Origin of the sequence: Providencia sp. (assembly GCF_040396775.1) — a bacterium.
In the GTDB taxonomy this organism is placed as follows: Bacteria; Pseudomonadota; Gammaproteobacteria; order Enterobacterales; family Enterobacteriaceae; genus Providencia.
The window spans coordinates 137,680-163,810 of sequence record NZ_JBEBNT010000002.1; the positions used below are offsets into that span (position 1 = coordinate 137,680).

The following is a 26,131-nucleotide window of genomic DNA, read 5'->3' on the forward strand; positions in this document are numbered from 1 at the left end:
ATGGTTGCAGTAAGAAGTGCACATCTTACCCCAGCAGGTGAGTTTGCCCCGGAAAAATGGGTAGGCGGTCTGGGTTTGAGCAATAAACAATCAGAAGAAAAGCTCATCCATACCTGGCAGTTTTGTCACGATAAATTAGCAGACCAAGAAATTGGGCCGTTATTGCTGTGGCGTGGCATCGAAATGACCGAAATTTTATCCACGCTCAGCATGGATATCGGCAGCTTACAAGCCGCATTATTATTTCCGTTAGTTGAAGAAGGCAAACTGGAAGAGCAAGAAGTCATTGATGAGTTCGGAAATTCGATTCACGAATTGGTTAAAGGCGTGCTTGAAATGGATGCTATCCGTCAATTAAAAGCGACACAATCAAGTGAAACTAGTTCCGTCCAAGTTGACAATATCCGCCGAATGTTATTATCGATGGTGGAGGATTTTCGCTGTGTAGTCATTAAGTTAGCAGAGCGTATTGCACACTTACGCGAAGTTAAAGATGCCACGGAAGATGAACGTGTATTAGCCGCGAAAGAATGCTCCAATATTTATGCGCCATTAGCAAACCGCTTAGGGATTGGACAATTAAAATGGGAATTAGAGGATTTCTGTTTCCGTTACTTGCACCCTGATGAATACAAAAAAATCGCTAAGTTACTCCATGAGCGACGCATTGACCGTGAAGATTATATAGATAATTTTGTCGGTACATTGCGTAAATATATGTTAAAGGAAAACATTCAGGCTGATATTTACGGTCGTCCCAAGCATATCTACAGTATCTGGCGCAAAATGAAGAAAAAATCATTAGCGTTTGATGAGCTGTTCGATGTGCGGGCTGTGCGTATCGTGGTTGAGCGTTTACAAGATTGTTACGCGGCGCTGGGTATTGTGCATACGCATTTTCGCCATCTTCCAGATGAGTTTGATGACTATGTAGCAAACCCGAAGCCAAATGGCTATCAATCAATTCATACCGTCGTGTTAGGGCCTAACGGTAAAACTCTTGAAATTCAAATACGTACTCGGCAGATGCATGAAGATGCTGAATTGGGGGTAGCGGCGCACTGGAAATATAAAGAAGGTGCAACGGGAATTGGCAAGGGAAGCAGCTACGAGAATCGCATTGCATGGTTGCGTAAATTAATCGCATGGCAAGAAGAGATGGCTGACTCAGGTGAAATGCTTGATGAAGTTCGAAGTCAAGTGTTTGATGACCGAGTGTATGTTTTCACACCGAAAGGTGATGTCGTTGATTTACCTGCGGGTTCAACCCCACTTGATTTTGCCTACCATATTCACAGCGATGTCGGGCACCGGTGTATAGGTGCAAAAATTAGTGGTAGGATCGTGCCATTTAGCTATCAGCTGCAAATGGGGGACCAAATTGAAATTATCACTCAAAAACACCCGAACCCTAGCCGTGACTGGTTAAACCCGAATCTAGGTTATGTCACAACAAGCCGTGGGCGTGCAAAAATTCAAAATTGGTTCCGTAAACAAGATAGAGACAAAAACATACTTGCAGGGCGTCAGATTTTAGATAGCGAGCTATCCCAGCTCGATATTAGCCTGCGTGAAGCGGAAAAGCTGCTTATAGCTCGTTATAACGTTCATTCGCTGGATGAAGTATTAGCAGGTATTGGTGGTGGTGATATTCGAATTAACCAGTTGGTGAATTTCTTACAAAGTAAATTCAATAAAGCCACTGCAGAAGAAGAAGACCGTGCAGCACTGAAGACGTTAGAAAATAAATCTTCAGTACCAAGAGCACCTTCTCACAGTAGCGGCCGTGTTGTTGTTGAAGGTGTTGGTAATTTGATGCACCACATCGCAAGATGCTGCCAACCGATCCCAGGGGATGAAATAGTCGGTTTTATCACCAAAGGGCGCGGGATCTCAATTCACAGTGTGGACTGCGAACAACTTGCTGAGCTACAAAGCCATGCCCCAGAACGTGTGATAGATGCAGTATGGGGTGAAAACTACTCCAGTGGCTATTCCCTTGTGGTCAGAGTAGTCGCAAATGACCGTAGTGGTTTACTGCGTGATATCACCACAATCCTCGCTAACGAGAAAGTTAACGTGCTAGGCGTCAGTAGCCGTAGTGATGTTAAGCAACAGCTAGCAACCATCGATATGACTGTAGAGATTTATAATATCGAGGTGCTAGGCAGGGTGTTAGCTAAGTTGAATCAATTAGCCGATGTTATTGAGGCCAAACGCCATTCTCAGTGATTTTCGTCATATTTTGCGTTGTAGGGGTGTTGGCTGCGTTTAGCTACTTGGGTCACATACTTATGTATGCTCCCCAAGATAGCTAATCTTGCCGCCTACCTACAACACAAACTATTTTGAAAATCGGCAGCTTTATAAATCACCATTTTTATATTTTGAGCCGCAGCGTTGTTGGCTGCATTTAGCTACTTGGGTCACATACTTATGTATGCTCCCCAAGATAGCTAATCTTGCCGCCTACCTACAACACAAACTATTTTGAAAATCGGCAGCTTTATAAATCACCATTTTTATATTTTGAGCCGCAGCGTTGTTGGCTGCATTTAGCTACTTGGGTCACATACTTATGTATGCTCCCCAAGATAGCTAATCTTGCCGCCTACCTACAACACAAACTATTTTGAAAATCGGCAGCTTTATAAATCACCATTTTTATATTTTGAAAATAATTTTTTCTTTGTTTTCTCATTTGTTGGGAAAAATTTGTTGATTAGCCTTTATATCTGGTAAGTTTGAGATAAAGATAGCTATGTAGAAACAAAAGAAAATCAAAGGGTAATACAATGAGTCAGGAAAATCGTCAAATAGAACGCTTATTATCCATTATGGAGCAGCTGCGCGACCCGCAAACGGGGTGCCCTTGGGACAAAGTACAAACATTTAAAACGATTGCACCCTACACACTTGAAGAAACTTATGAAGTGCTTGATGCGATAGAACGTGAGGACTTTTCCGACCTAAAAGGTGAACTGGGGGACTTATTATTTCAAGTCGTTTTTTATGCACAAATGGCGAATGAAAAGTCACTCTTTGATTTCAATGATATCTGCCAAGCAGTTAGCGATAAACTTGAGCATCGTCACCCACATATCTTTGATGTGAATAATCAACTTTCAAGTTCTGAAGTGATTGAAGGATGGGAAAAGCGCAAGGCAAAAGAACGCGCTGAAAAGTCACAATTTTCTGTACTTGATGACATTCCCAACTCACTTCCTGCATTGATGAAAGCCTATAAAATTCAAAAACGTTGCGCTTCTGTTGGTTTTGACTGGGATACGCTTGGCCCAGTAGTTGGGAAGGTTCATGAAGAACTTGAAGAAGTCATGGAAGAAGCCACTCAGGTGGTTGTAGACCAAGGCCGCCTAGAAGAGGAAATTGGGGATTTACTATTTGCGACGGTAAATTTGTCTCGTCATCTAGGCTATAAGCCTGAAATTGCACTGCAAAAAGCGTGTAATAAATTTGAACGACGTTTTAGGCAAATCGAAAAAAGTTTATCTGAAAGTGGTAAGTCTGTAGAAAATGCTACACTTGAGGAGATGGAGGCACTCTGGCTGCAGGTTAAAAGCCAAGAATAAAATGTCTCGTCATATTTCGCACTACAGCGTTGTTGGCTGCGTTCGGCTACACGGGTCTATGCTCCCCGAGATATCCTCTCTTGCTGCCTAGCTGTAATGCGAACTATTTAGAGCCATTACATGTAAGTATTGAAACTATTTGTCGTTTTAAGATTTGGATATTGTTGGTTTATTCTAAAAGTAATTTATTCAACATTCCCAAACAAAGATTCAAAAACAATGAATAACGTGGCACTTTTGGGCGTTAAATGCCTTGTGATAGAGTAAATAGTTATTCAAAATCAAACTTAGTGCAGAATCGCATTTTTTACGCCACATAACGAGCTGAAAGGATTTAGCTTTTGCCTTTAAACTGTGTTAATGTATAAAAACAGACGCAGATGACTATTTTTGAAGCGATAAATAATTTTCGTTTTTAACTTGCTGATAATATTAGAGTATTGATGAAATTTAGCCTTATTATGCTTAGAACATTTGTAGCGAAATTAAGGTTCGGGTATACTGTTTTCCCGTCCTGTTATATCCATCATCTTTTAAACCTAAACTTTCAGGTTCAGCATGAAAACTAACTATATTTTTGTGACCGGCGGGGTCGTATCCTCTCTGGGTAAAGGCATTGCCGCAGCCTCCTTGGCGGCTATACTCGAAGCCCGTGGACTCAATGTAACCATTATGAAACTGGATCCCTACATTAACGTAGACCCAGGTACAATGAGCCCAACCCAACACGGGGAAGTTTTCGTTACAGAAGACGGCGCTGAAACTGACTTGGATTTGGGTCATTATGAGCGTTTCATCCGTACTAAAATGACACGTCGTAATAACTTTACGACAGGCCGTGTCTACTCTGAAGTTCTGCGCAAAGAGCGCCGTGGCGACTACTTAGGCGCTACCATTCAAGTTATCCCTCATATCACTAATGAAATCAAAGACCGTATCATCCGTGGTGGTGAAGGTCATGATGTTGTTCTCGTTGAAGTTGGCGGAACAGTCGGTGATATCGAATCCCTGCCATTCTTAGAAGCTATTCGCCAAATGGCGGCGGAAGTGGGTCGTGAACGTACACTATACTTGCACTTAACCTTAGTGCCATACCTTGCAGCTGCAGGTGAAGTGAAAACCAAACCAACGCAACATTCTGTGAAAGAGTTGCTGTCCATTGGTATTCAACCTGACGTATTAATTTGTCGTTCAGACCGTGTGATCCCTGCGAATGAACGTGCGAAAATCGCGTTATTCTGTAATGTGCCAGAAAAAGCAGTTATCTCACTGAAAGACGTTGATTCTATTTATAAAATTCCAGCTTTGTTAAAATCCCAAGGTTTGGATGAATACATCTGTAGCCGTTTCCATATCGATGTGCCTGAGGCAAATTTATCTGAGTGGGAACAAGTTATTTACGAAGAAGCTAATCCAGCGGGTGAAGTCACTATTGGAATGGTGGGTAAATACGTTGAGCTACCAGATGCATATAAATCCGTTATCGAAGCACTGAAACACGGTGGCTTGAAAAATCGCTTAACGGTGAATATCAAGTTAATCGACTCGCAAGATATCGAAACACGTGGTGTTGAATTACTGAAAGGTCTGGACGCAATTTTAGTCCCAGGTGGTTTTGGTGAGCGTGGCGTTGAAGGGAAAATTCTGACGGCACAATATGCACGTGAGAACAAAATTCCTTATTTAGGTATTTGTTTGGGTATGCAAGTTGCTCTGATTGAATTTGCACGTAATGTTGCCAACATGGCAGATGCAAACTCAACAGAATTCAAAGCAGATTGTAAATTCCCAGTTGTTGCGCTGATTACAGAATGGCGTGATGAAGAGGGTAACGTTGAAGTGCGTTCTGAAGAGAGCGACCTTGGCGGTACAATGCGTGTTGGCGGCCAGCCATGCCATTTAGTGAATGGCAGTTTAGTGCGTGATATGTATGGTGCTGACACCATCATTGAACGTCACCGCCATCGCTATGAAGTGAATAATTTATTACTGAAACGCATCGAAGATGCGGGCCTGAAAATTGCAGGTCGTTCAGTAGATAACAAGCTGGTGGAAATTATCGAAAACCCAAATCACCCTTGGTTTGTGGCTTGCCAATTCCACCCAGAGTTCACTTCGACCCCAAGAGATGGTCACCCGTTATTTGCAGGTTTTGTTAAAGCCGCTGGTAAGTACCAGAAAGGTGAGTTGAAATAAGATATGGGGAAGTCGGCGCAATGGCACCAACTTCCCGAAATTTAACTTGTACTGAGGAAAACCTAATGTCCAAAATTGTTAAAGTGATCGGCCGTGAAATCATTGACTCTCGTGGTAACCCAACTGTTGAAGCTGAAGTTCACTTAGAAGGTGGATTTGTTGGTTTAGCAGCTGCACCATCAGGTGCATCTACAGGTTCTCGTGAAGCTCTTGAGCTGCGTGACGGTGATAAAGCTCGTTTCCTGGGTAAAGGTGTTCTGAAAGCTGTTGGTGCAGTTAATGGCCCAATCGCAGAAGCCCTAATCGGTAAAGATGCAAAAGATCAAGCAAACATCGATAAAATCATGATTGACCTTGATGGCACTGAAAACAAATCTAAATTTGGTGCGAACGCAATTCTGGCTGTTTCTTTAGCAAACGCAAAAGCAGCAGCAGCGGCAAAAGGTATGCCTTTGTATGAGCATATTTCTGACCTGAACGGAACTCACGGCCAATATTCTATGCCTCTGCCAATGATGAACATCATCAACGGTGGTGAGCACGCAGATAACAACGTTGATATCCAAGAATTTATGATCCAACCTGTTGGCGCACCAACGCTGAAAGAAGCGGTTCGTATGGGTTCTGAAATTTTCCATCACTTAGCAAAAGTACTGAAATCTAAAGGTATGAACACCGCTGTTGGTGATGAAGGTGGTTATGCACCCAACTTAGAATCTAACGCAGCAGCGTTAGCCGCTATCAAAGAAGCGGTTGAGCAAGCGGGTTATGTATTAGGTAAAGACGTTACTTTAGCGATGGACTGTGCTGCATCTGAGTTCTTCAACGCAGAAACAGGTAACTATGAACTGAAAGGCGAAGGCAAAACCTTCACTTCAGAAGAATTTACTCATTACTTAGAAGAACTGACTAAACAGTACCCAATCGTGTCTATCGAAGATGGCCTGAATGAGTCTGACTGGGATGGTTTCGCATACCAAACTAAAGTTCTTGGTGACAAAATCCAACTGGTTGGTGACGACCTGTTTGTAACCAATACTAAGATCCTGAAAGAAGGTATCGATAAAGGTATTGCTAACTCAATCCTGATTAAGTTCAACCAGATCGGTTCTTTAACTGAAACTCTGGCTGCAATTAAAATGGCGAAAGATGCTGGCTATACAGCGGTTATCTCTCACCGTTCAGGTGAAACTGAAGATGCAACTATCGCTGACTTAGCGGTTGGTACTGCTGCAGGTCAAATCAAAACAGGTTCTATGAGCCGTTCTGACCGTGTTGCTAAATACAACCAATTAATCCGTATCGAAGAAGCTCTGGGTAACAGCGCACCATTCAACGGCTTAAAAGAAGTTAAAGGCCAAGCATAATTTAATTGCTTAGCAAATTGACTGAAACGGGAGGCGAAAGCGTCCCGTTTTTTTATATCTGAAATAAATGATACTTTAATTAATTTTAAAAATATTAATCTTTCTATTTAAAAGTTTATCTTAAAATTTTATTTTTCATAAGAACGAACGTAATAAATTCTATTTTTTATGATAGTAATAAGATGTTTGTAATTAATGAAAATTAATATTAAAGGATAAATCTATGGAAACGGAATGTTATAAATCATTGCTCGCAATTGCAAGATTGGGAAGGGGTAAAGCAAAAACTGATCAGGAAATTATAGACTTAGTTAGAGAGGTTAAAGTCGGCTATAAGAATAATAACTTTAATTGGAACTCAACACTAAGAGCAAAAAAGAAATATATTGAAGATAAAATCACAGACATTATTTATCATCTATATAGTAATGATACACCTTCAGAAGTATCTAGGTTAAATATTGAAGAAAGAAAATTATTTCTAGAAAAATTTAAATTACTTCTCAATTCAGATGTCAGAAAAAAGATCAATATTAAAGTTCAAGGGCAAAATGAAGAATCTTTTTTTAAGCTAAATCAAGAAAAGCTATTAAGTGCCAGCGCATATCGTATTTTACCAAAAGATTATCGGCAACGTTATTTAGGAAGTTCTAAATTAATGGCTCGATTAACAGTTAATGTTAATAAACAAAATTATGATAATTTAGCGGCTGCGTTAATTAATTTATATGACAATGACCCACAAAAAAGAGTTACTCAAGCTAAAATTATGGGGCCAAGAAAATTAGGCAACAGAACTGATCAAGCAGTTATTTATTTATCAGAAGCAAGTGTTGAATCAGCGAAAGAAGTGGGTCAGCAATTAAAACTACTCTTACCTTCAGATGCACTCATTGAGCATACGCCAACGGGTATGAAAAGGCTAACGACAGGGATTTCCTATTCAGAGACAGTCGAGGGGCAATCGAGCAGCCATGGTGAATCAAGGGCATTAATGATGGCGAAGGCTACTACTGAGTCGTTACTTACAGGTGAAAAATTAAAAAATACATTACCAAGAACACTACAACGCTTTGGCTATGACCCTAAAGACCCAGCTCTTATTTCTCAGACTATTAAAGATAAATTTTTGAAAATAGGGTTGAGTGACCCAAGCTTAGAAGTAAGTATAATACAGCCAAGTCGAGATATACAGCAGTTTGTATTAAACCCTGAACAATTTTGCTATGCATATAAAATTAATGCGAGTTACCTTAATGATATAAAAGAAATACCTGAAAGTGGAAAAATTGTATTTTATCGTAATGAAGGATCTGAATATGAAATAAAGTATGTTGATGAAACCTACCATCCAGATCTTTCATATTCACTCAATAGTTACTTCTTAGATACCAGTTCGAAGGAATCTGATAAGGGCTTCTCTAATTATATTGATATAAAAAAGACCGCACCAGATTACGATTTTTTATTTTTAAGTGAGGTTAAAAAAGGCTCGGTTATCGTGACGGAATTAAATGCTGAGAAATACAGGGTTTATTATGACGCTCGTTATAATAGTTCCTTACTTTACGATAATGTTGTCATGGCGATAGATGAACGTGATTATAAAAGTGAAATCAACGGTGATAATTTTATTTTTTTATATTTTGATGTTAGTGATTGGAAAATAGTTATTCAAAATAGGAATGAATATGAAGGGCTTATTTTTGAGCCTAACAATGTTAACGTTAAATCAGCTGGAAGTTATTCTTTAGATGAGAAAATAGCTGAATTTAATCTTTATCGAAATAATATGCATGAAAAATTAAACATTTTTTCAAAAAAGTTAGATGTCTATATTTCTACAGCAGAAGAATACTCAACGTCGGATAAAAACTCAACTAGCTCTACTCATTGGCTAAATCTAGCTAATGAAGTAAAAAGAAAAGTTCAAGTGAGATCAGATGAGTTAAAAAATAGAATAAAGAGTATAGAATTAAACTTGAAGAGAATTAATGATGAAAATATTATTGCTGATATGAAGGCGGCGCTTGACGTTAATCAAGTTCTAGATACCATAAAAAATAAACAATTTAATGAAATATACTCAAGTTTACTTGAGGTTGAATATGCTTTCTATTTGCAATTACTTAAAAAAAATAAAGGCATGGACTTTGTTGTTAGAGGATATAAGTCAGGCTCTTCGTCATCTAAAACAGAGGAATATGGTCGATTAACAATCATTGAGCGTTATGAGAATTTATTATACTTACATAAAACATCAAAAAATAGTGAATTTAGTCATGAGTTTCATGAGGGAATGGAAAATTATAAAGATATTATTATTAATGGGATTGATAGGGCATCAACATCTTGGGAATTAAAAAAACGATATGTGATAGCTGAACTCTCTGCAAAAGAAAAAGGTGCGTTATATCGGCGGATTCAAGAGGCTGGTTATGCCGAATATATTGATAAAATTCTTACCGAAACGGGAAAAATTAGCGAGTTTTTTTATGAAAATGGCAGCAAAGCGAACCGACTAATACCACAAGATTTTTATTTATCTGTTATTAAAAGTGAATCAGGTGGGCGCTGTTATCCTCTCGTTAGAGCAATGTCTGTTGCATTGGCAAAAGATGGACAAAATGGTGCAGATAAGCTAATTGATAAACTCTATGTCGCAGCTGCAAATCCAGATGATAAAAACTCTGTTTTCTTAAAAGAGGGGCTGAAAAACTTACACTCAAATACCGATGCTGTAGAGGCTTCTTTTTCCTATGGAAAAATGGGGCTGAATAAGATTCAAGAGATATTAGATGTTCGTGATGAAACAATGATGTTTGCATTAAATAGTAATAATCATTCAATGATGTTGGGAAAAAGAATAGAAAAAGGGAAGAAAACTTACTATTTTTATGATCCTAATTTTGGTGTTTTTGCATTTGATGATAACCAAAGTTTGTTTGAGGCAGTGAGAAAGTTTTTTATTGAAAAAAAATTTGCACCGTATTATTCCGCGTTTGATATAGATGGGAAACCCGCTTTTAATCTCGTTTATATCGATACCAACAAAATGGGGCGTGTCCCAATAGGTAGCCAGCTTACAGTTGAAAATTTAAGCGAAAATGATGATCTTACAACAATAGAAACTAGGCAGAATAAAGCAAGATTAATATTAAAAAACCAAGATGAAATATACCAAGATTTGCAATTAAAAAGGTCATTAATGATCTTAGATGCAAATCAGTGGGCAGAAAAAATTCATGAGGCAACATTTAAATTATCGGTAGAAAACGAACTTGATGGTCGATGGCTTCCTTTATTTTATAATGTAGAGGAAGTCAAAGAGGGCCATTATCGTCTTCAACTTATCCATTTAGATGATCCAAGCCTGACGCGGTGGGTTGAAACAACGGATAAAACATTTAAAGATTTTCACCAATATAGCTTAGATAAAATGATGGAGTTTGGTCGTTATTACCATCTTATCGAAGAGGAGTTTAAATTAAAGCCTGAAAGTGCTGAAGGTGATTCTATTGATGGATTGAATGCAGGCATTGCGATTCAATCTATCATTCAATGGGTGGAAGATAGAAATCGGAATGTAAACACAGAGACTTCAGATACATCAAATCTAGCGATGGCTTTAAAAATTCACACTTATCTTAACTATGCATTAATCGCCCATAGTACCGCAAAAGATGTTGCTCATATGGCAGAACTTGTTAAAACAGCACTGAGGTACCAGAATAAATCTGTGGCATCCTCAATGACTATTTTTTCATCTTCACTGGCTAAGGTTGCAAATGAAGGTCTATCAACATTTTTTAATGGAGCCTTAATTGGGTTTGATGTTTACGAAATGACGCAAGCTGAAAACGAACCACAAACAATTACATTTGGAACGCAATTGGCTTTTGATTCAGCTAGTTTTTTGACAAGTAGTGTAGCTATAGGAGCAGATGCTTTTGGTTATTCGACGGTATCAGCCTCTTTAAGTGGAGTCGGTGTTATTGTTGCAGGTCTTGGTATAGGGTTTACTGCACTTGTGCGTAATTTTGCTATTATTGGTGAAGATGCCAAGGCGGTTGGTTTGTATTTTAGCGCTTTGGATAATGCATACCAAGGCAATGGATATGAATACTCGAAAGATAATAAAGTTTTAATACCTAAATTTGGTGCGGTGTTTAAAACGGTAGATTTAGAAACGAACCAAATTGAGTTTGATAGCCAGTATATTTACCGTACAAGTGAAAAATCATCAGGGGGTGGGCGGAAGAATTATCTTTTTTGGGCGGGTAATTTTCCAACTATGGTGCATGATAGGCAGCAAGCAATTAATATTCGTACTGGAATAGGCTATGCAAATAGCAATCACATGGTAGATTTCTCTTCACAAGAAAGCCTCTTTTTGCCAATCACGCCAAAATCATATATTAAATATGATTATAATTTATGGCCAGGAGCTACGACAAGGCACGATAATGGCTTTGATGTTATTCGTAGGCTAGAGCAAACTGATAATTTTGATTATGACTTTTATATCTTCCCAAGTGAAAATACAATTACCCACATTTATCATGAGTATGTAAACACCCCTATAACCGTTAAATTAGATACTAAAAAACGTAATTTAATTATACCTACTTTGCCAAAAGAGTGGCAGGGGCTTATTGATTATAGATTGGAAGGTAGAGGCGGTAAGTATATCGTTAATCTTAATGAGGGCGTTAAAATATTACTATCAGATAGCCCAGTTGATCAAACTCCATCTCAATGGTTTATTAATTCAAAAGAAATCAAAGATGAACGTATTCAAATATTTGAAGATAGGGTTAGAATTGGAGATGTTGATATTCATATTGAGAATAAAAATTCTGGAAGCAAATATTATATTGTTAAAAATGGCAATGAAATAAATGAGATAGAGTTTAAAACAAAATCAATTAAAACGGTGAGTGTTGATGAAGATACATGGAAAGATAATATAAAGGGCTTTGGTGCATACTTACATACCTTAGCCCAAGATCAAAAGTCACATCAACAATATGTTATTATTGAAAATTACCAGCACCATGGAAATAATTTAGGGCGGGCTTACTTTGATGTAAAAACGGAAAAAGTAATATTTACACACTCAATTGAAACAGAGAAAAAAAATGCGTTACTAGCGGGTGTTAGAAATGATAAGGCTATTTTTTATTCATTAGAATCTCCTTTGATTTGGGTTACAGATCTTAACAATGGAAACATTCTTTTTGAATATCGGTTAGAAAATAAAATATCTCGTAATTTGAATATTTTAAAAGTTTGGCCAGAAGAAAAAATCATTTATTTTTCTTGTCGATATCAAGACTCATTGGAGGTGGCAAACTACCAAATTGTAGAAAATAATATTGAATTAGTGAGTATCGTTTCAACGCCTGAAACACTCGTTTATTTAGCCAGTACACATACTCAATTAGAGGAAGTTGAACCAGAGGAAATTTTAAAAAATTATTTAATTGATAATAAAAATAATATTGTAATATCAGATTTAAAGAACTCAAACTTAGCAAACTTAGTGATGATATCTGGAAGTGACCATAATCAAACTCAACACCGCTACTGGATCAGGCCACAAGATAATAAACTGATTAAGCCTAACCTATCAGCATCATTAGGGTTTGGCCATTTTCCTGTTGATCGTACGTTGAAGCAAAGCCACTGGGCAATTCCCGAAGACTTACATTTAGTTACTTCATTGTTTGATAGTGACGGTATTGAAGTTTTTTACTTCTATAGTGATACGCAAAAATCACTATATCGGCAAGAAGGCGCTGGGCAAGATGTCTTAAATGTGATTAAACCTTCAGCATGGTTTATGTATACGCCAAATTTAGAGAGTGTGTTTACATGGAAAGGGAACTTGCTACTTATTGATAGCTTTGGTGTCGTTAGCCAGTTAAATGCAAATGGAGATTCATCCATTGTTGCATTGAATGATAAATGGTTTAAGGATCATGCATACTGGTGGCGAGACTTAGAATATATTTATCGAGATAAGCCTGCTCTTGCTTTACTTGGTATTAAAAGTGTTGATAATGAAAAAATACTCCCGGCTTGGAGTGTTCAAGGAAAAATAATCATTGCGCATCAACTTTCTTCAGAAAATGAACTGCAATTTTTAGGTATGAATACAACTCATTCGGGAGGATTAATCTTTGATAAAAAGCAAAAAAAAATATATGAACAATACTTTGCAACAGAAAAGGAACTCATTGTTGCATTTTCTGAGGGCTCAATACTGAATAACCCTGCTGATTTACCTTCTATAATTGATCTTTACCCTAATTATCAATTTAAAAAAGTCGAACGGCTTGAAGATGGTTTATTAATGTCTGCTGAAAGTGGAGAAATATTTTACATTGATCTGATAAATAGCCAATCTACTAATCCTAATCATCTAAGTTCATCTTTGATTATTCAAGGTGGGAAAGAACATGATATTTTGAGCCCATCAATAATAAAAAATGTGAAAAATATCATTTTAAGTGGTGGGGAAGGGCAAGATAGCTATTTAATTACCCAAGAGGCATGGTTAAATTACCAAACGATTATTATTGACAATGACAGCTATGATGAAAAAGATGATTTACTCATTTTACCTCCACTAAATCAACAATCGCTTATAACGTTACGCCAGAATGATGACTTAGTGATTTTTGATATGCACTCATCGACGTCATTAATCATCAGGCAGGTATTTGGTGAGCAATCTAAAACGCATAACCATTTGAATATAAGGATGCACAACCAATCATACTCTATGAGTTTGAGTGAATTTATCAGTGGCACAATACAATCAGAGGGTTTATTTAACACACAACAAGGCGATGTTATTTCACAGAGTGAGCAGCAAACTCAGTTAATTATTGAAAAAATAACAGCATTTAATTTTGATACTGAATTATCTCAACAAGATTCTGTTGCTTTTTTTCCTCCAGAACGCGTATTGAGTTTAATGCCACCACTTTTACCCGCTAACAAAGGGTAGTAAAGAGATATGATTTTTGACTGGTTTTTATATTAATAAATTAATATTAAAAATGAATAGGTTTATTTTCATAGAAATCAGTCGGTTATATTGGTTTTTTTGAAGGTTTTAAATGGCGATTTATATTGGATTTAATGATTATTTTAAAATTTAAATCTTCGTTTTTTGCGATTATATAGTTCGGTTTTTTGGAGTTTAAGGTAAAACATAGCAAATTACACGGCATGGATCGCACTTTTGGCTACAACACATTTTCATTCCATTCAATTAACTCTATATTTCAGACCTCGTAAATAAATATTAACAATAATACTCGAAAATAATTTCTTCCGAGCTATGGAGTTTTACATGGATGCTTCTGAATCTTTGACGCCGGCAGTTAGTCCAACCCCCGCAAATAAGCGTGGGTGGATTATTTTAGCGATTGATATTGTGCTGCTAATTGTACTTTTGAAATACCTACCTTTTGATGAAAAAGCAAATGCAGGGCTAGCCTTGATGGTATTTATTGGTGTGCTTTGGCTTACTGAAGCGATACACGTCACTGTGACTGCGTTATGTATTCCTATTTTAGCGGTGGGACTGGGTTTAATGAACACAGGGGATGCGCTTAAATCCTTTGCAAACCCAATCATTTTCTTATTTTTCGGTGGATTTGCATTAGCAACAGCTTTGCACATCCAAGGCTTAGATAGGCTTATTGCGAATCGCCTATTAATGGCTGCGCGTGGGCGCCTTTCTGTTGCCGTATTGCTGTTGTTTGGTGTAACAGCGGGCCTTTCAATGTGGATCAGTAATACAGCAACGGCGGCAATGATGCTACCGCTTGTGCTCGGTATTCTATCCAATCTTGATGTCCGCCATGAACGTAATACATTTGTATTTGTGCTACTAGGGGTCGCTTACAGTGCGAGTATTGGTGGATTAGGAACGATTGTTGGTAGCCCACCAAATGCCATTGCAGCTTCTGCTTTAGGTTTGGATTTCCTGTCTTGGATGAAATATGGCATTCCAATTATGGTTGTCTTATTGCCAATGATGTTTGTTTTAATGTACATGATGCTGCGCCCAAACCTTAAGCACCGCTTTGAAATTGAATTAGAGCATGTTCAGTGGAACGGCAAACGCATTACTGCAATGGTCATATTTTTGTTAGCAGTAGTCTGCTGGATCACCAGTACTTTCATAAGCGACGCATTCGGCGGTGTAAAAGATTTAGACACCATCATTGCAATGAGTGCCGCAATTCTTATTTGTGTTACGGGTGTTGCAAGCTGGTCTCAGATCCAAAAAAATACAGAGTGGGGGGTATTAATGTTATTCGGTGGTGGTCTAACACTGAGTGCCATTTTAAGCTCTTCTGGTGCAAGTAAAATTATGGCGGATTGGATGCAGCTGACATTTGGTCAAAGCCATTGGTTTGTTATCATTTTAGCGGTAACAACGTTTATCATTATTTTGACAGAATTCACCAGTAATACTGCGAGTGCTGCGTTATTAGTGCCTATTTTTGCAACTGTGGCTGAAGCATTGGGGATGCCAGTAATTGTGCTGACAATGATTATTGGTATCGGTGCTTCGTGTGCCTTTATGTTGCCAGTCGCAACACCACCAAATGCAATTGTGTTTGGTTCGGGCTATATTCGCCAAATAGAAATGGTGAGAGTCGGAGCGGTACTGAATGTCGCTTGTATCATTGTGATTTCATTATTTGCTTGGTTTTTCTGGATGTAATTCAAAAAATATACCTTACGGCCTCTTCTTTGAGGCCGCTTTACATTGTTGTGTTGCATTTTGATATTATTGAGGGGGGCGTGCGACAAGTGCTTGTTGATTTTTCCCTATCTGAATAACTCCTGTATTTGTAACTGTAATTTCACTGTTGCCACGCAACGAAAAATTCATCGCTTTAATTATCCCCTGTATATCGATTTTATTTTGAGGGCAAAGAAAATCATTAGTGCATTGATATTGATGACTTTCTAACATTACGGTGTGCCCTGTTAATTTCGCTTGTTCACTTAACTCAAAGTGATTTCCTTGAAAATAAGGGACATCTGTTTTGAATTTAGTGCTGTGTTTTACCACACCTTCACTGGGAGAAAGTGTTCCACTGCCTGACGCACTGATGTAGTTTTGCAAGGCAGCATTGATATTGAGGTTATTTTGCAGTTTTATTTGATCGGCAAAAATATTCATTTTAGATAGCTGAATTGGATTGCCTTGTTGTTGGCTTATGCTGACGAGCCCAGCCGGTTGGGTTGAAAATTTAAGGTTACTGTAATCCTCCTGTTTTTTAGGGTCGAGTTGTTTCTTATTTTCTTTGTTTCTAGTGTATTGTTGTTCTAATTTCCCTGCAATTAAAGACAGGCTATTGATATTATTTATCGCGCCTTTTTTCCACGAAATGCCATTTGGGTTTGCAATAACCAGGTTTGCACGTTGCCCCTTGATACCCAAGACCCCTTGAATTTGCGTTTCTTCGGTGCCTGTCACTTCTGCGAGTATTAACTTTGCTGCCTTATCACTCAGGTTGTTATTACTGGCTATATCATTATTAAAAACTAAACCATGTTCATTTGAAGATAAGGTTTCAAATGTATTGAATGAAATATGGTTTTTTAGCGGAGCATTGATATTAATGATTTTGGCTTTATCAATGCTGAGCTCATTTGCGTTAGTGATGAGTGGTGAAAATAAGAAAAAAACAGTGATTGTGTGTGGTGTTATTGATTTCATTTATCAGCTCCCTGCTATTAAAAAATCCCTTAATCGCTAACGAGTATAAGGGGGAATGCATTTTTCAAAGCAATCAAAAAATAGAATGGGATTGATAGAAACAATCAAAACAGGGTAACTGTGTTGAGTTAAGGATAAAAAAAAGAGCCACATTTCTGTGGCTCCTATCATTATGCTACCTATCAGCAATTAGTGCGCTGCAGGTGGATGACTGTGTTCAATGTCTTCAGACTTCTTAGAGAAGCGGCGACGGATCACCACAAAGAAGACGGGAACAAAGAAGATAGCCAGTGAGGTTGCAGCAAACATACCTCCCAGAACACCCGTACCAACTGAGTTCTGAGATGCAGAACCTGCACCATTACTAAACACTAGCGGGATAACACCTAACATAAATGCTAATGATGTCATCAGGATTGGTCGTAAACGCATCTTAACGGCATCTAGCGTTGCTTCAACTAACCCTTTACCTTCTTTCTCCATCAGATCTTTGGCGAATTCAACAATCAAGATTGCGTTTTTCGCCGAGAGCCCAATGGTTGTTAACAAGCCAACCTTAAAGTAAACGTCATTATCTAAACCACGGACGCTGGTGAAGAGTAATGCACCGATAATACCCAGTGGAACCACTAACATAACGGAGAACGGTACTGACCAGCTTTCATAAAGTGCTGCCAGACAGAGGAATACCACTATCAAGGAAATCGCATACAGAGCAGGGGCTTGGTTACCTGCTAAACGTTCCTGATAGGACATACCCGTCCACTCATAACCAATACCTTCCGGTAGGTTTTCAGTTGTTAGTTTTTCCATCAATAGCATCGCATCACCGGTACTTTGACCTGGTGCTGCTTGGCCTTGAATGTTCATTGCTGGCACACCGTTATAACGTTCTAAACGTGGTGAACCAAACTTCCAAGGGTCTTTGGACTCATCTAAGAAAGCAGAGAATGGAACCATTTTACCTTGGTTATTACGAACATATAGGTTGCTAATATCTGATGGCAACATACGACTTTCGGCATCACCTTGTACGTAAACTTTCTTAACACGACCGCGGTCGATAAAGTCGTTCACATAGCTTCCACCAAAGACGGAGCTGAGTGTTGCGTTAATATCGCTAATTGCGACACCTTGTGCCTGTGCTTTTTGTTGGTCAATGTAGACACGGTATTGTGACGTATCATCTTGCCCATTAGGACGAACACCTTGGAGCATTTCTGGATGTTGAGCCGCTAAACCAAGTAATTGGTTACGTGCTTGCATCAGCTTATCATGCCCTAAGTTACCCTTATCCACTAACTCGAAGTCAAAACCGTCTGCGGTACCTAACTCAACAATCGCGGGTAGGTTAAAGGCGTATATCAGCGCCTCTTGTTTTTGTGACATCGCGATATTAGCGCGTTGTACAATCGCATCAACGTGGTTTTCATCACCTTTACGTTCGCTCCAGTTTTTCAGAACGACGAAGGCAAGACCCATATTTTGACCTTGACCCGCAAAGCTAAAGCCCCCAACAGTAAAGACTGATTCAACATTGTCTTTTTCGTCAGTGTGGTAGTAGTTAGTGACTTCATCCAACACGGCTTGGGTTTGTTCTTGTGTTGATCCTGGCGGTAATTGAACCATTGACAGGAATACACCTTGGTCTTCCGCAGGTAGGAAAGAAGACGGTAAACGAACAAACATGAGTGCCATGCCTGCCACTAAAATCAGGTAAATTACAAGGTAACGGCCTGTGCCGTTAAGCATGCGGCTTACACTGTCTGTGTAGTGGTGAGCTTGTTTTTCAAACGTTCTGTTAAACCATCCAAAGAACCCTTTTTGACTACCATGGCTGCCTTTTTCAATTGGCTTCAACATCGTGGCACACAGTGCCGGTGTTAAAATCATGGCCACCAGAACTGACAGGATCATGGACGATACAATGGTAATCGAGAACTGACGGTAAATTGCCCCTGTTGAGCCACCAAAGAAGGCCATTGGGACGAATACCGCAGACAGAACCATTGCAATACCAACTAACGCACCTTGGATTTGACCCATTGATTTTTTGGTCGCTTCTTTCGGTGATAAGCCTTCTTCTTGCATAACACGTTCAACGTTCTCTACAACAACGATGGCATCATCGACGAGTAGACCGATGGCGAGTACCATCGCGAACATGGTCAAGGTGTTTATCGAGTAACCAAACGCCGATAGGATGGCAAATGTACCCAACAAGACAACTGGAACGGCAATTGTTGGAATTAATGTGGCACGAATGTTCTGAAGGAACAAATACATAACCACAACAACCAACATGATTGCTTCAACTAACGTTTTAACAACCTCGTTAATCGAGATTTTAACGAATGGCGTTGTATCATACGGATAAACGATTTCTAACCCTTGTGGGAAGAACGGTTTCATCTCTTCCAGCGCAGCACGTACGTTGTTAGACGTATCTAACGCGTTCGCACCTGTTGCCAGTTTGATACCAATACCCGCTGCGGGTTTTCCGTTAAAGCGTGCAATTGTACTGTAGTTTTCTGCACCTAACTGAACGTCAGCAACATCTTTAATACGAACTTGCGAACCGTCTTGGTTAACACGTAGTAAGATATTCGAAAACTCTTCTACGTTGTTTAAACGTGTCTGCGCAATGATTGAGACGTTTAAACGTTGGTTTGCAATTGACGGTGAACCACCGAGCTGCCCTGCTGCGACTTGGTTATTTTGAACCTTGATAGCATTAATGACATCGGTTGTCGTCATGTTGTATTTAACAAGCTGCTCAGGTTTTAACCAAATACGCATCGCATATTGGGTACCAAACAACTGCGTTTCACCCACACCATTTACACGGCTTAATGGGTCTTTAATATTCGAACCTACATAGTCGGCAATGTCATATTGGCCCATCGAGCCATCGTTAGACACGAAACCTGCAACCATTAAGAACGAACTTGTTGATTTATCGACACTAATACCTTGCTGCTGAACTTCTTGTGGCAGCAATGGCATCGCCAGTTGCAATTTATTTTGCACCTGTACTTGCGCGATATCACCATCAGTTCCTGCTTCAAAAGTAAGCGTAATGCTTGCAGAACCTGATGAGTCACTGCTCGATGACATATATACCAAGTTATCGATACCGTTCATATTCTGTTCGATAACCTGAGTTACTGTGTTTTGTACCGTCTCGGCATCCGCTCCCGGATAGTTAGCTGAAATAGAAACAGCCGGCGGTGCGATGGTCGGGTACTGAGAAACAGGTAACTGGATAATTGCCAACAGACCAGCAAGCATGGTGATAATCGCAATTACCCACGCAAAAATTGGTCTTTCTATAAAAAACTTAGGCATTAATCAGCCGCTCCCTTATTTAGACTTTTCTTCAGGTTTAGCCTGATTGTCTATGGATTGCGTTTCTAAGTTTGCTTCCTTAGGATTCACAACAATTCCTGGTTTGATTTTTTGTAAGCCAATGACGACAACGCGATCACCTGCTTTTAAACCATCTTTAATCAGCCATTTGTTGCCAACCGCTTGTCCTGCTTTAACCGTTCTGACTTCAATTTTGTTCTCTGCGCCAACAACCATGACTTGAGAGGTGCCTTGAGCAGTACGCGATAACCCTTGTTGAGGAACCAGAATTGCATTTTCAACAACGCCATCTTCTAAAATTGCACGGACAAACATTCCCGGAAGTAACTCTTTGTTCGGGTTAGGGAAAACGGCTCTCATTGTGATGGAACCTGTGGTTTCATCAACGGTGACATCAGAGAACTCGAGAACACCTTTTTGTGCGTATTCTTGGCCATTATTGTTAATTAAACTAACAGGTGCCTGACCAGTTTCTTTTTGTACAGCACCTTGTGCTATCTCATTTTTTAGACGTAGGAAATCATCGCTCGATTGCGTTACGTCAACATAGATAGGGTCAAGTTGCTGAACACGCATTAATTCAGTCGCTTGGCCTGTTGAGACCAACGCCCCTTCAGTCACACTCGATTTGCCAGTACGGCCACTGATTGGTGCGGTTACTTTGGTATAGTTCAGGTTGATACGTGCACTTTCAACAGCGGCTTCCGCTGCTTTAACGGCAGCAAGTGCTTGAGCATAAGTTGAAGTCGCTTGGTCGTATTCTTGCTGACTAATGTAATTCGTCCCTAACAATGGTTTATAACGTTTAACCGTCAGCGCCGCGATATTTGCATTCGCTTGCGCTTTTGCAAGTTCTGCTTTTGCACTGTCATAGGTTGCTTGGAAAGGAGCAGGATCAATTTGATACAAAGATGTCCCCGCTTCTACGTCGCTACCTTCTTTATAGTTACGTTTTAAAATGATGCCGCTCACTTGTGGGCGGACCTCAGCAACACGGAATGCAGATGTACGGCCTGGTAACTCGGTCTTGAGAGTCAGAGGTTCGGCTTTCAGCGTAACAATTCCTACTTCAGGCGCCGGGCGTTCTCCGCCACCTTGTTGTTCATCGTTACAACCTGATAAAGCTAAGCCACCTGAAAGAACCAACAGAGCCAGAGGTAACACCCCTCTGTTTTTTCGCATAAGTTAACCTCAATTAATCAATATGAGTTCAAAACAAAAATAAGAAAAATGGTAAACAATATGATTTATCACTGTGCTATAGTACAAACATACACGAATGTATGTAAATCAGCTTTCGATAGAAACGGGTCACAATGGCACGAAAAACTAAACAACAGGCTGAAGAAACCCGTCAGGAAATATTAGATGCTGCCATCAAAACATTCTCTGAGCGAGGAGTTTCAGCCACATCATTAGCCGATATTGCAAAAGCAGCGGGGGTAACCCGAGGTGCAATATATTGGCATTTTAAAAATAAAGTTGATCTCTTTTATCAGGCCTGCGAGTTTGGTGACAACCAAATAATCCAAGCTGAAGAATATTATCGTTCTAAATATACCAATGATCCACTTTCAATACTAAGAGAATTATTAGTTTTTATTTTGACCGACTTCATCGACAACCCCAAAAACCGTGCGTTGATGGAAATTTTCTTTTTAAAATGCGAATTAGTGGGTGAGATGGCGGAATTAGTCGACTTTAAACGGGCTAATTATGTGGCAAGCCAGTGTCGTATTGTTGATAACTTACAAGCATGTATCGATGCAGGCCAGTTACCTGCTGACCTTGATGTTGAATGCGCTGCTATTATGATCCGTTCATTAATGTCAGGTTTATTAGAAAACTGGTTATTACAATCCGATAACTTTAATATAAATCAACATACGGTAAAGTTGGTTGATACACTATTAGAGACGTTAAAGTGTAACCCAGCAATACGACTTAAACCCACTCAAATATAATAAACTGGAGTAACAGATGGCCTCTATTCTGATTATCGCCAACGGCGCGCCATACGGTAGTGAAACCTTATTCAACTCCTTGCGCCTTGCTATTACGTTAAAAGAGCAAGATTCAGACTTAGATTTAAAAATTTTTTTAATGTCAGATGCAGTTTCCGCCGGTTTAGCAGCTCAAAAACCGAAAGAAGGCTACAACCTTCAGCAAATGTTAGAAATTTTAACGGCTCAAGGTGTGCCTGTTAAATTATGTAAAACATGTACTGATGCCCGTGGTATCAGTGAGTTAACTTTAGCGGATGGCGTTGAAGTTGGCACATTAGTGGAACTGGCTAGCTGGACATTAACCTCAGATAAAGTCTTAACATTCTAATTTGTTGGTTTAAAATGTTAGCCTAATCGTATGTGCTGGTTATGTGTTACTGGCACTTTGCTTTTCTGAATAAAGCTGGAACAAAAGAAAGAATATGCGTGGGTATAGGAATATTATGACAAAACAACAAAGAATAGAGCGGTATTTTATTAGCGCTATGTTGTTACTCGCAATGATATTTTTTTCTTACTCTGCATTTGCTTTAACTCCCAATAACCTGCCTAGTAAAAACGACATTAAAAGTTCGCTCACTGCATTAAGTAAAAAAAGTAGCTTAAGTGAAGAAGAAAAACTGGTACGTGGGGACTTAGAAAAAACATCCGATTTTTATAATGAATTGGATAAGCTCGAACAAAGAACAGAAGAACTGCAAAAAAAGCTCAATCGAACAAGTGAAGAGTCAAGAATTGCCGTTCAAGGCTTGCAACAAGTGAGAAATGAAAGCCAACAACAGGCTTCACAATTTGCTGAAAAGATAAAAAATAGCTCACTTTCCCAATTAGAAGCCCTACAAGCAACCTACCTAGAAAACTTACAGTCGGAACAAAACGACCTCGCAACCTATAATAGCCAACTAATCGGTTTACAAACCCAGCCAGAACGCGCGCAAGCATTGATGTTAGATAATGCGCGGCGGTTACAAGAAATTCGTAATGAATTAAACAGTACGCTTAATGACTCAGTAAGCTTGCGACCATCTCAAGTTGATATGCTGCAAGTTGAGCAGTATCTCTTGCAGCAACAAAATGAGTACCAAAAACGTATTTTGCAAACCAATACGCAATTGCAAGATGTTCTGCAAAAACAACGTGATTATACCGCTGCGTATATTGTACAGCTTGAGGATCATGTTCAACAATTACAAGCCGCTATCAGCAACCGCCGTTTAGATGATTCCCAATCAACGGTGCGTGAAGCGTTAAATACTTCTGAAGCGGATATTCAAGCGCAGCAAAACCCTGTTATTCAAAAAGAAATCGCCATCAATAATGCGCTCAGCGACCGGTTGATCCAAGTGACTGAAGAGAGTAATAAACTGGTACAAAATGGTATCCGCGTTAAGGCATGGCTAGAAAGGGCGACGCAGTCAGAACGTAATTTGAAAGAGCAAATTAACGTTTTACGTGGGAGCTTATTGCTATCTCGTATCTTATTCCAACAGCAAATTGATTTACCGCCAGATATTTTAACTAAAAACTTGCCAGTGACGATTGCGGATTTACGTCTTGAACAGTTTGATATTAATCAGCAGCGTGATGCGTTATATCAACCTAATGACTACATCTCTGGTTTAGAGAGCCAACTGGCCGTCAAAACAGGTGAAGAGCAGGGTAACGGATCATTACTATCAACAGATGATAAGGCAGCATTGACCAAGCTTTTAGATGTCAGGCGTGGCTTGTTAGATGAGCTAAACCAGCAACTGGGTGGGCAAATTTCCCAAGCAATTAACTTACAGCTCGACCAAAACCAATTATTGAGTGTGGTAAGCTCCCTTGAAAATACATTAGCTCAGCAAATATTTTGGGTGAACAGTAATAAACCGATGGATGTAGAGTGGATTAAAACCTTCCCAGAAGCCGCGGCAGCCCAAATCAGCAGCTTTGATTTCAGTTTATCGTCTCGCAGTATTCAGCGCGGGGTAACAAACTCATTGTTAGTGGTGATCCCGCTGGTATTGATTGCGGTGATTTTTATTTGGTTTCATCGCAAAATTAACCGACGTTTACAAGAGATTGACCAACGCTTATCGAGCCTGCGTAATGACAGTATTTTGAGTACACCAATTGCGATCTTACTGACATTGATGCAAACCCTGCCTATCTCTTTATTATTATTGGCAGTAGGTTATTGGTTCTTAAAAACAGGTAATGTCCAAGGGCCGTTCTTTTGGCAGTTTTGCCAACAACTTGCCATTTTTTGGGCGTTATTTGAACTCACTTTCCGTATTTTGAAGCCCCAAGGCATTGCACAGAAACATTTTGGGATAGATCAAGGCACTATCTCCCGAACACGTCGGCGTATGTCGCGTTTATCTATCCCGTTGATCCCATTAATTTTCTTTTCAACTTATGGAGTTATCAACCCATTGAAAGTTTCAGAAGATGTGATTGGGCAATTGATTGTTTTCGTTTCGCTACTGTTGTTGTGCATTTTTACCGTGCCATTTTGCAAACAAGTTTGGCAAGAGAAAGGCAGCCATTTAACGCGGACGATTGTCATCACATTATTGACGTTTTCCCCGCTTATTTTAGTGGGGCTGATGATGGCCGGCTACTATTACACCACACTGCGTTTGGCAAACCGTTGGCTTGATAGTTTGTATTTGTTGTTGCTTTGGTACATCACCTATAACGCCTGCTTAAGGGGCTTGACGCTGGTGGCGCGCAAGCTGGCTTATCAACGGGCAGTCGAACGCCGTGAAGCATTAAGGCTAGAAAGGCAGGAACCGCAGGAAGATGCGGAAAATGAACCAATTAAAGAGCCGCCGATGACCATTGAATTGATCAGCCAGCAATCTTTGCGTTTAACAACCATGGTGCTGTTTATCATTTTTGCGTTGGCGTTTTACGGTATTTGGTCTGATTTTATTACGATTTTTTCGTTTTTTGATAGCGTAGAATTGTGGCGCTATACCGATGTTTCTCCAGAAGGTACGAATATTCTTCAGTCAGTGACACTCGCCAATCTGATTTTAGCGGTGGTGATTATTATTGTTGCTTGGGTGATGACGCGTAACTTGCCGGGCTTGTTAGAAGTACTTGTTTTATCACGCTTAAAATTGAGGCAAGGGTCAACTTATGCCATCACCACAATACTGACTTATATTATCGTGGGGATCGGTGCAATTGCGTCACTCGGCATGATTGGTGTGACATGGAACAAACTGCAATGGTTAGCTGCCGCTTTAACCGTCGGGTTAGGGTTTGGTTTACAAGAAATTTTTGCGAACTTTGTTTCGGGGATCATTCTCTTATTCGAAAGACCGATCCGCATAGGCGACACCGTCACCATCGGGACCTATTCAGGCACAGTGAGTAAAATTCGTATTCGTGCGACCACCATTGTTGATTTCGATCGCAAAGAAGTGATCATTCCCAATAAAGCGTTTGTTACAGAACGGCTGATCAACTGGTCCCTGTCAGATACGGTTACACGGATCACGATTTCACTCGGCGTAGCGTACGGTTCGGATCTGGACAAAGTGAAGCGTGTGTTACTCTCTGCGGCCACCAGTAATGCCAAAGTGATGACAGAGCCTGCACCGAGCGTCTATTTCACCACGTTTGGTGCGAGTACGTTAGACCATGAACTGCGCTTCTATGTCCGCCAAATTGGCGATCGCAGCGTGACCAGTGATGAAGTGAATCGAGCGATTGATAAACTGTGCAGAGAAAACGACATTGATATCGCCTTTAACCAGCTGGAAGTTCATCTGCACAATAATAAAGGGGAGGAAGTACAGGAAGTGCAACGTTCCCCGAAAGAAAACGGTCATGATAACGAAAAATAATTAG

Annotated in this window: 12 protein-coding genes; 9 read left to right on the forward strand and 3 right to left on the reverse strand. The window is 39.6% G+C overall.

The window, feature by feature from the left end; all coding sequences use genetic code 11:
* From relA to ABWP91_RS03205, 6 genes are all read left to right on the forward strand, one after another.
* Positions 1-2,232 (forward strand): GTP diphosphokinase, encoded by a 2,232-nt coding sequence (gene relA / locus ABWP91_RS03180; RefSeq protein ID WP_353241998.1) that lies wholly within the window; start codon positions 1-3, stop codon positions 2,230-2,232.
* Between the two features lie 563 nt (positions 2,233-2,795).
* Positions 2,796-3,590 (forward strand): nucleoside triphosphate pyrophosphohydrolase, encoded by a 795-nt coding sequence (gene mazG, locus ABWP91_RS03185; RefSeq protein ID WP_353241999.1) that lies wholly within the window; start codon positions 2,796-2,798, stop codon positions 3,588-3,590.
* Positions 3,591-4,148: 558 nt separating this feature from the next.
* The gene (gene pyrG, locus ABWP91_RS03190; RefSeq protein WP_353242000.1) at positions 4,149-5,786 is read left to right on the forward strand and encodes a glutamine hydrolyzing CTP synthase; all 1,638 of its coding nucleotides are present in this window, start codon (positions 4,149-4,151) and stop codon (positions 5,784-5,786) included.
* Between the two features lie 65 nt (positions 5,787-5,851).
* Positions 5,852-7,153: a phosphopyruvate hydratase gene (eno, locus tag ABWP91_RS03195; RefSeq protein WP_353242001.1), complete on the forward strand. Its 1,302-nt coding sequence runs from the start codon at positions 5,852-5,854 to the stop codon at positions 7,151-7,153.
* Between the two features lie 223 nt (positions 7,154-7,376).
* Positions 7,377-14,171 (forward strand): TcdA/TcdB pore-forming domain-containing protein, encoded by a 6,795-nt coding sequence (locus ABWP91_RS03200; RefSeq protein ID WP_353242002.1) that lies wholly within the window; start codon positions 7,377-7,379, stop codon positions 14,169-14,171.
* 348 nt (positions 14,172-14,519) lie between these two features.
* Entirely contained in the window at positions 14,520-15,905 is a 1,386-nt protein-coding gene (locus ABWP91_RS03205; RefSeq protein ID WP_353242003.1) for an SLC13 family permease, read from the forward strand.
* Positions 15,906-15,971: 66 nt separating this feature from the next.
* Here the strand turns inward: ABWP91_RS03205 and ABWP91_RS03210 are convergent, their stop codons facing one another.
* The 3 genes from ABWP91_RS03210 to ABWP91_RS03220 form a co-directional block, all read right to left on the reverse strand.
* Complete coding sequence (locus tag ABWP91_RS03210; protein ID WP_353242004.1) at positions 15,972-16,910, reverse strand: two-partner secretion domain-containing protein; 939 nt, start codon at positions 16,908-16,910, stop codon at positions 15,972-15,974.
* A 189-nt stretch (positions 16,911-17,099) separates the two neighbouring features.
* Positions 17,100-20,258: an efflux RND transporter permease subunit gene (locus ABWP91_RS03215; protein ID WP_353242005.1), complete on the reverse strand. Its 3,159-nt coding sequence runs from the start codon at positions 20,256-20,258 to the stop codon at positions 17,100-17,102.
* Between the two features lie 15 nt (positions 20,259-20,273).
* Positions 20,274-21,461, reverse strand: coding sequence for an efflux RND transporter periplasmic adaptor subunit (locus ABWP91_RS03220; RefSeq protein ID WP_353242006.1), 1,188 nt, complete (start codon positions 21,459-21,461; stop codon positions 20,274-20,276).
* A gap of 134 nt (positions 21,462-21,595) precedes the next feature.
* Between ABWP91_RS03220 and acrR the strand changes: the two genes are divergently transcribed.
* From acrR to mscK, 3 genes are all read left to right on the forward strand, one after another.
* The gene (acrR, locus tag ABWP91_RS03225; protein ID WP_353242007.1) at positions 21,596-22,243 is read left to right on the forward strand and encodes a multidrug efflux transporter transcriptional repressor AcrR; all 648 of its coding nucleotides are present in this window, start codon (positions 21,596-21,598) and stop codon (positions 22,241-22,243) included.
* Positions 22,244-22,259: 16 nt separating this feature from the next.
* Positions 22,260-22,613 (forward strand): DsrE/DsrF/TusD sulfur relay family protein, encoded by a 354-nt coding sequence (locus ABWP91_RS03230; protein ID WP_353242008.1) that lies wholly within the window; start codon positions 22,260-22,262, stop codon positions 22,611-22,613.
* Between the two features lie 115 nt (positions 22,614-22,728).
* Entirely contained in the window at positions 22,729-26,127 is a 3,399-nt protein-coding gene (mscK, locus tag ABWP91_RS03235; RefSeq protein WP_353242009.1) for a mechanosensitive channel MscK, read from the forward strand.
* Positions 26,128-26,131: the final 4 nt, after the last annotated feature.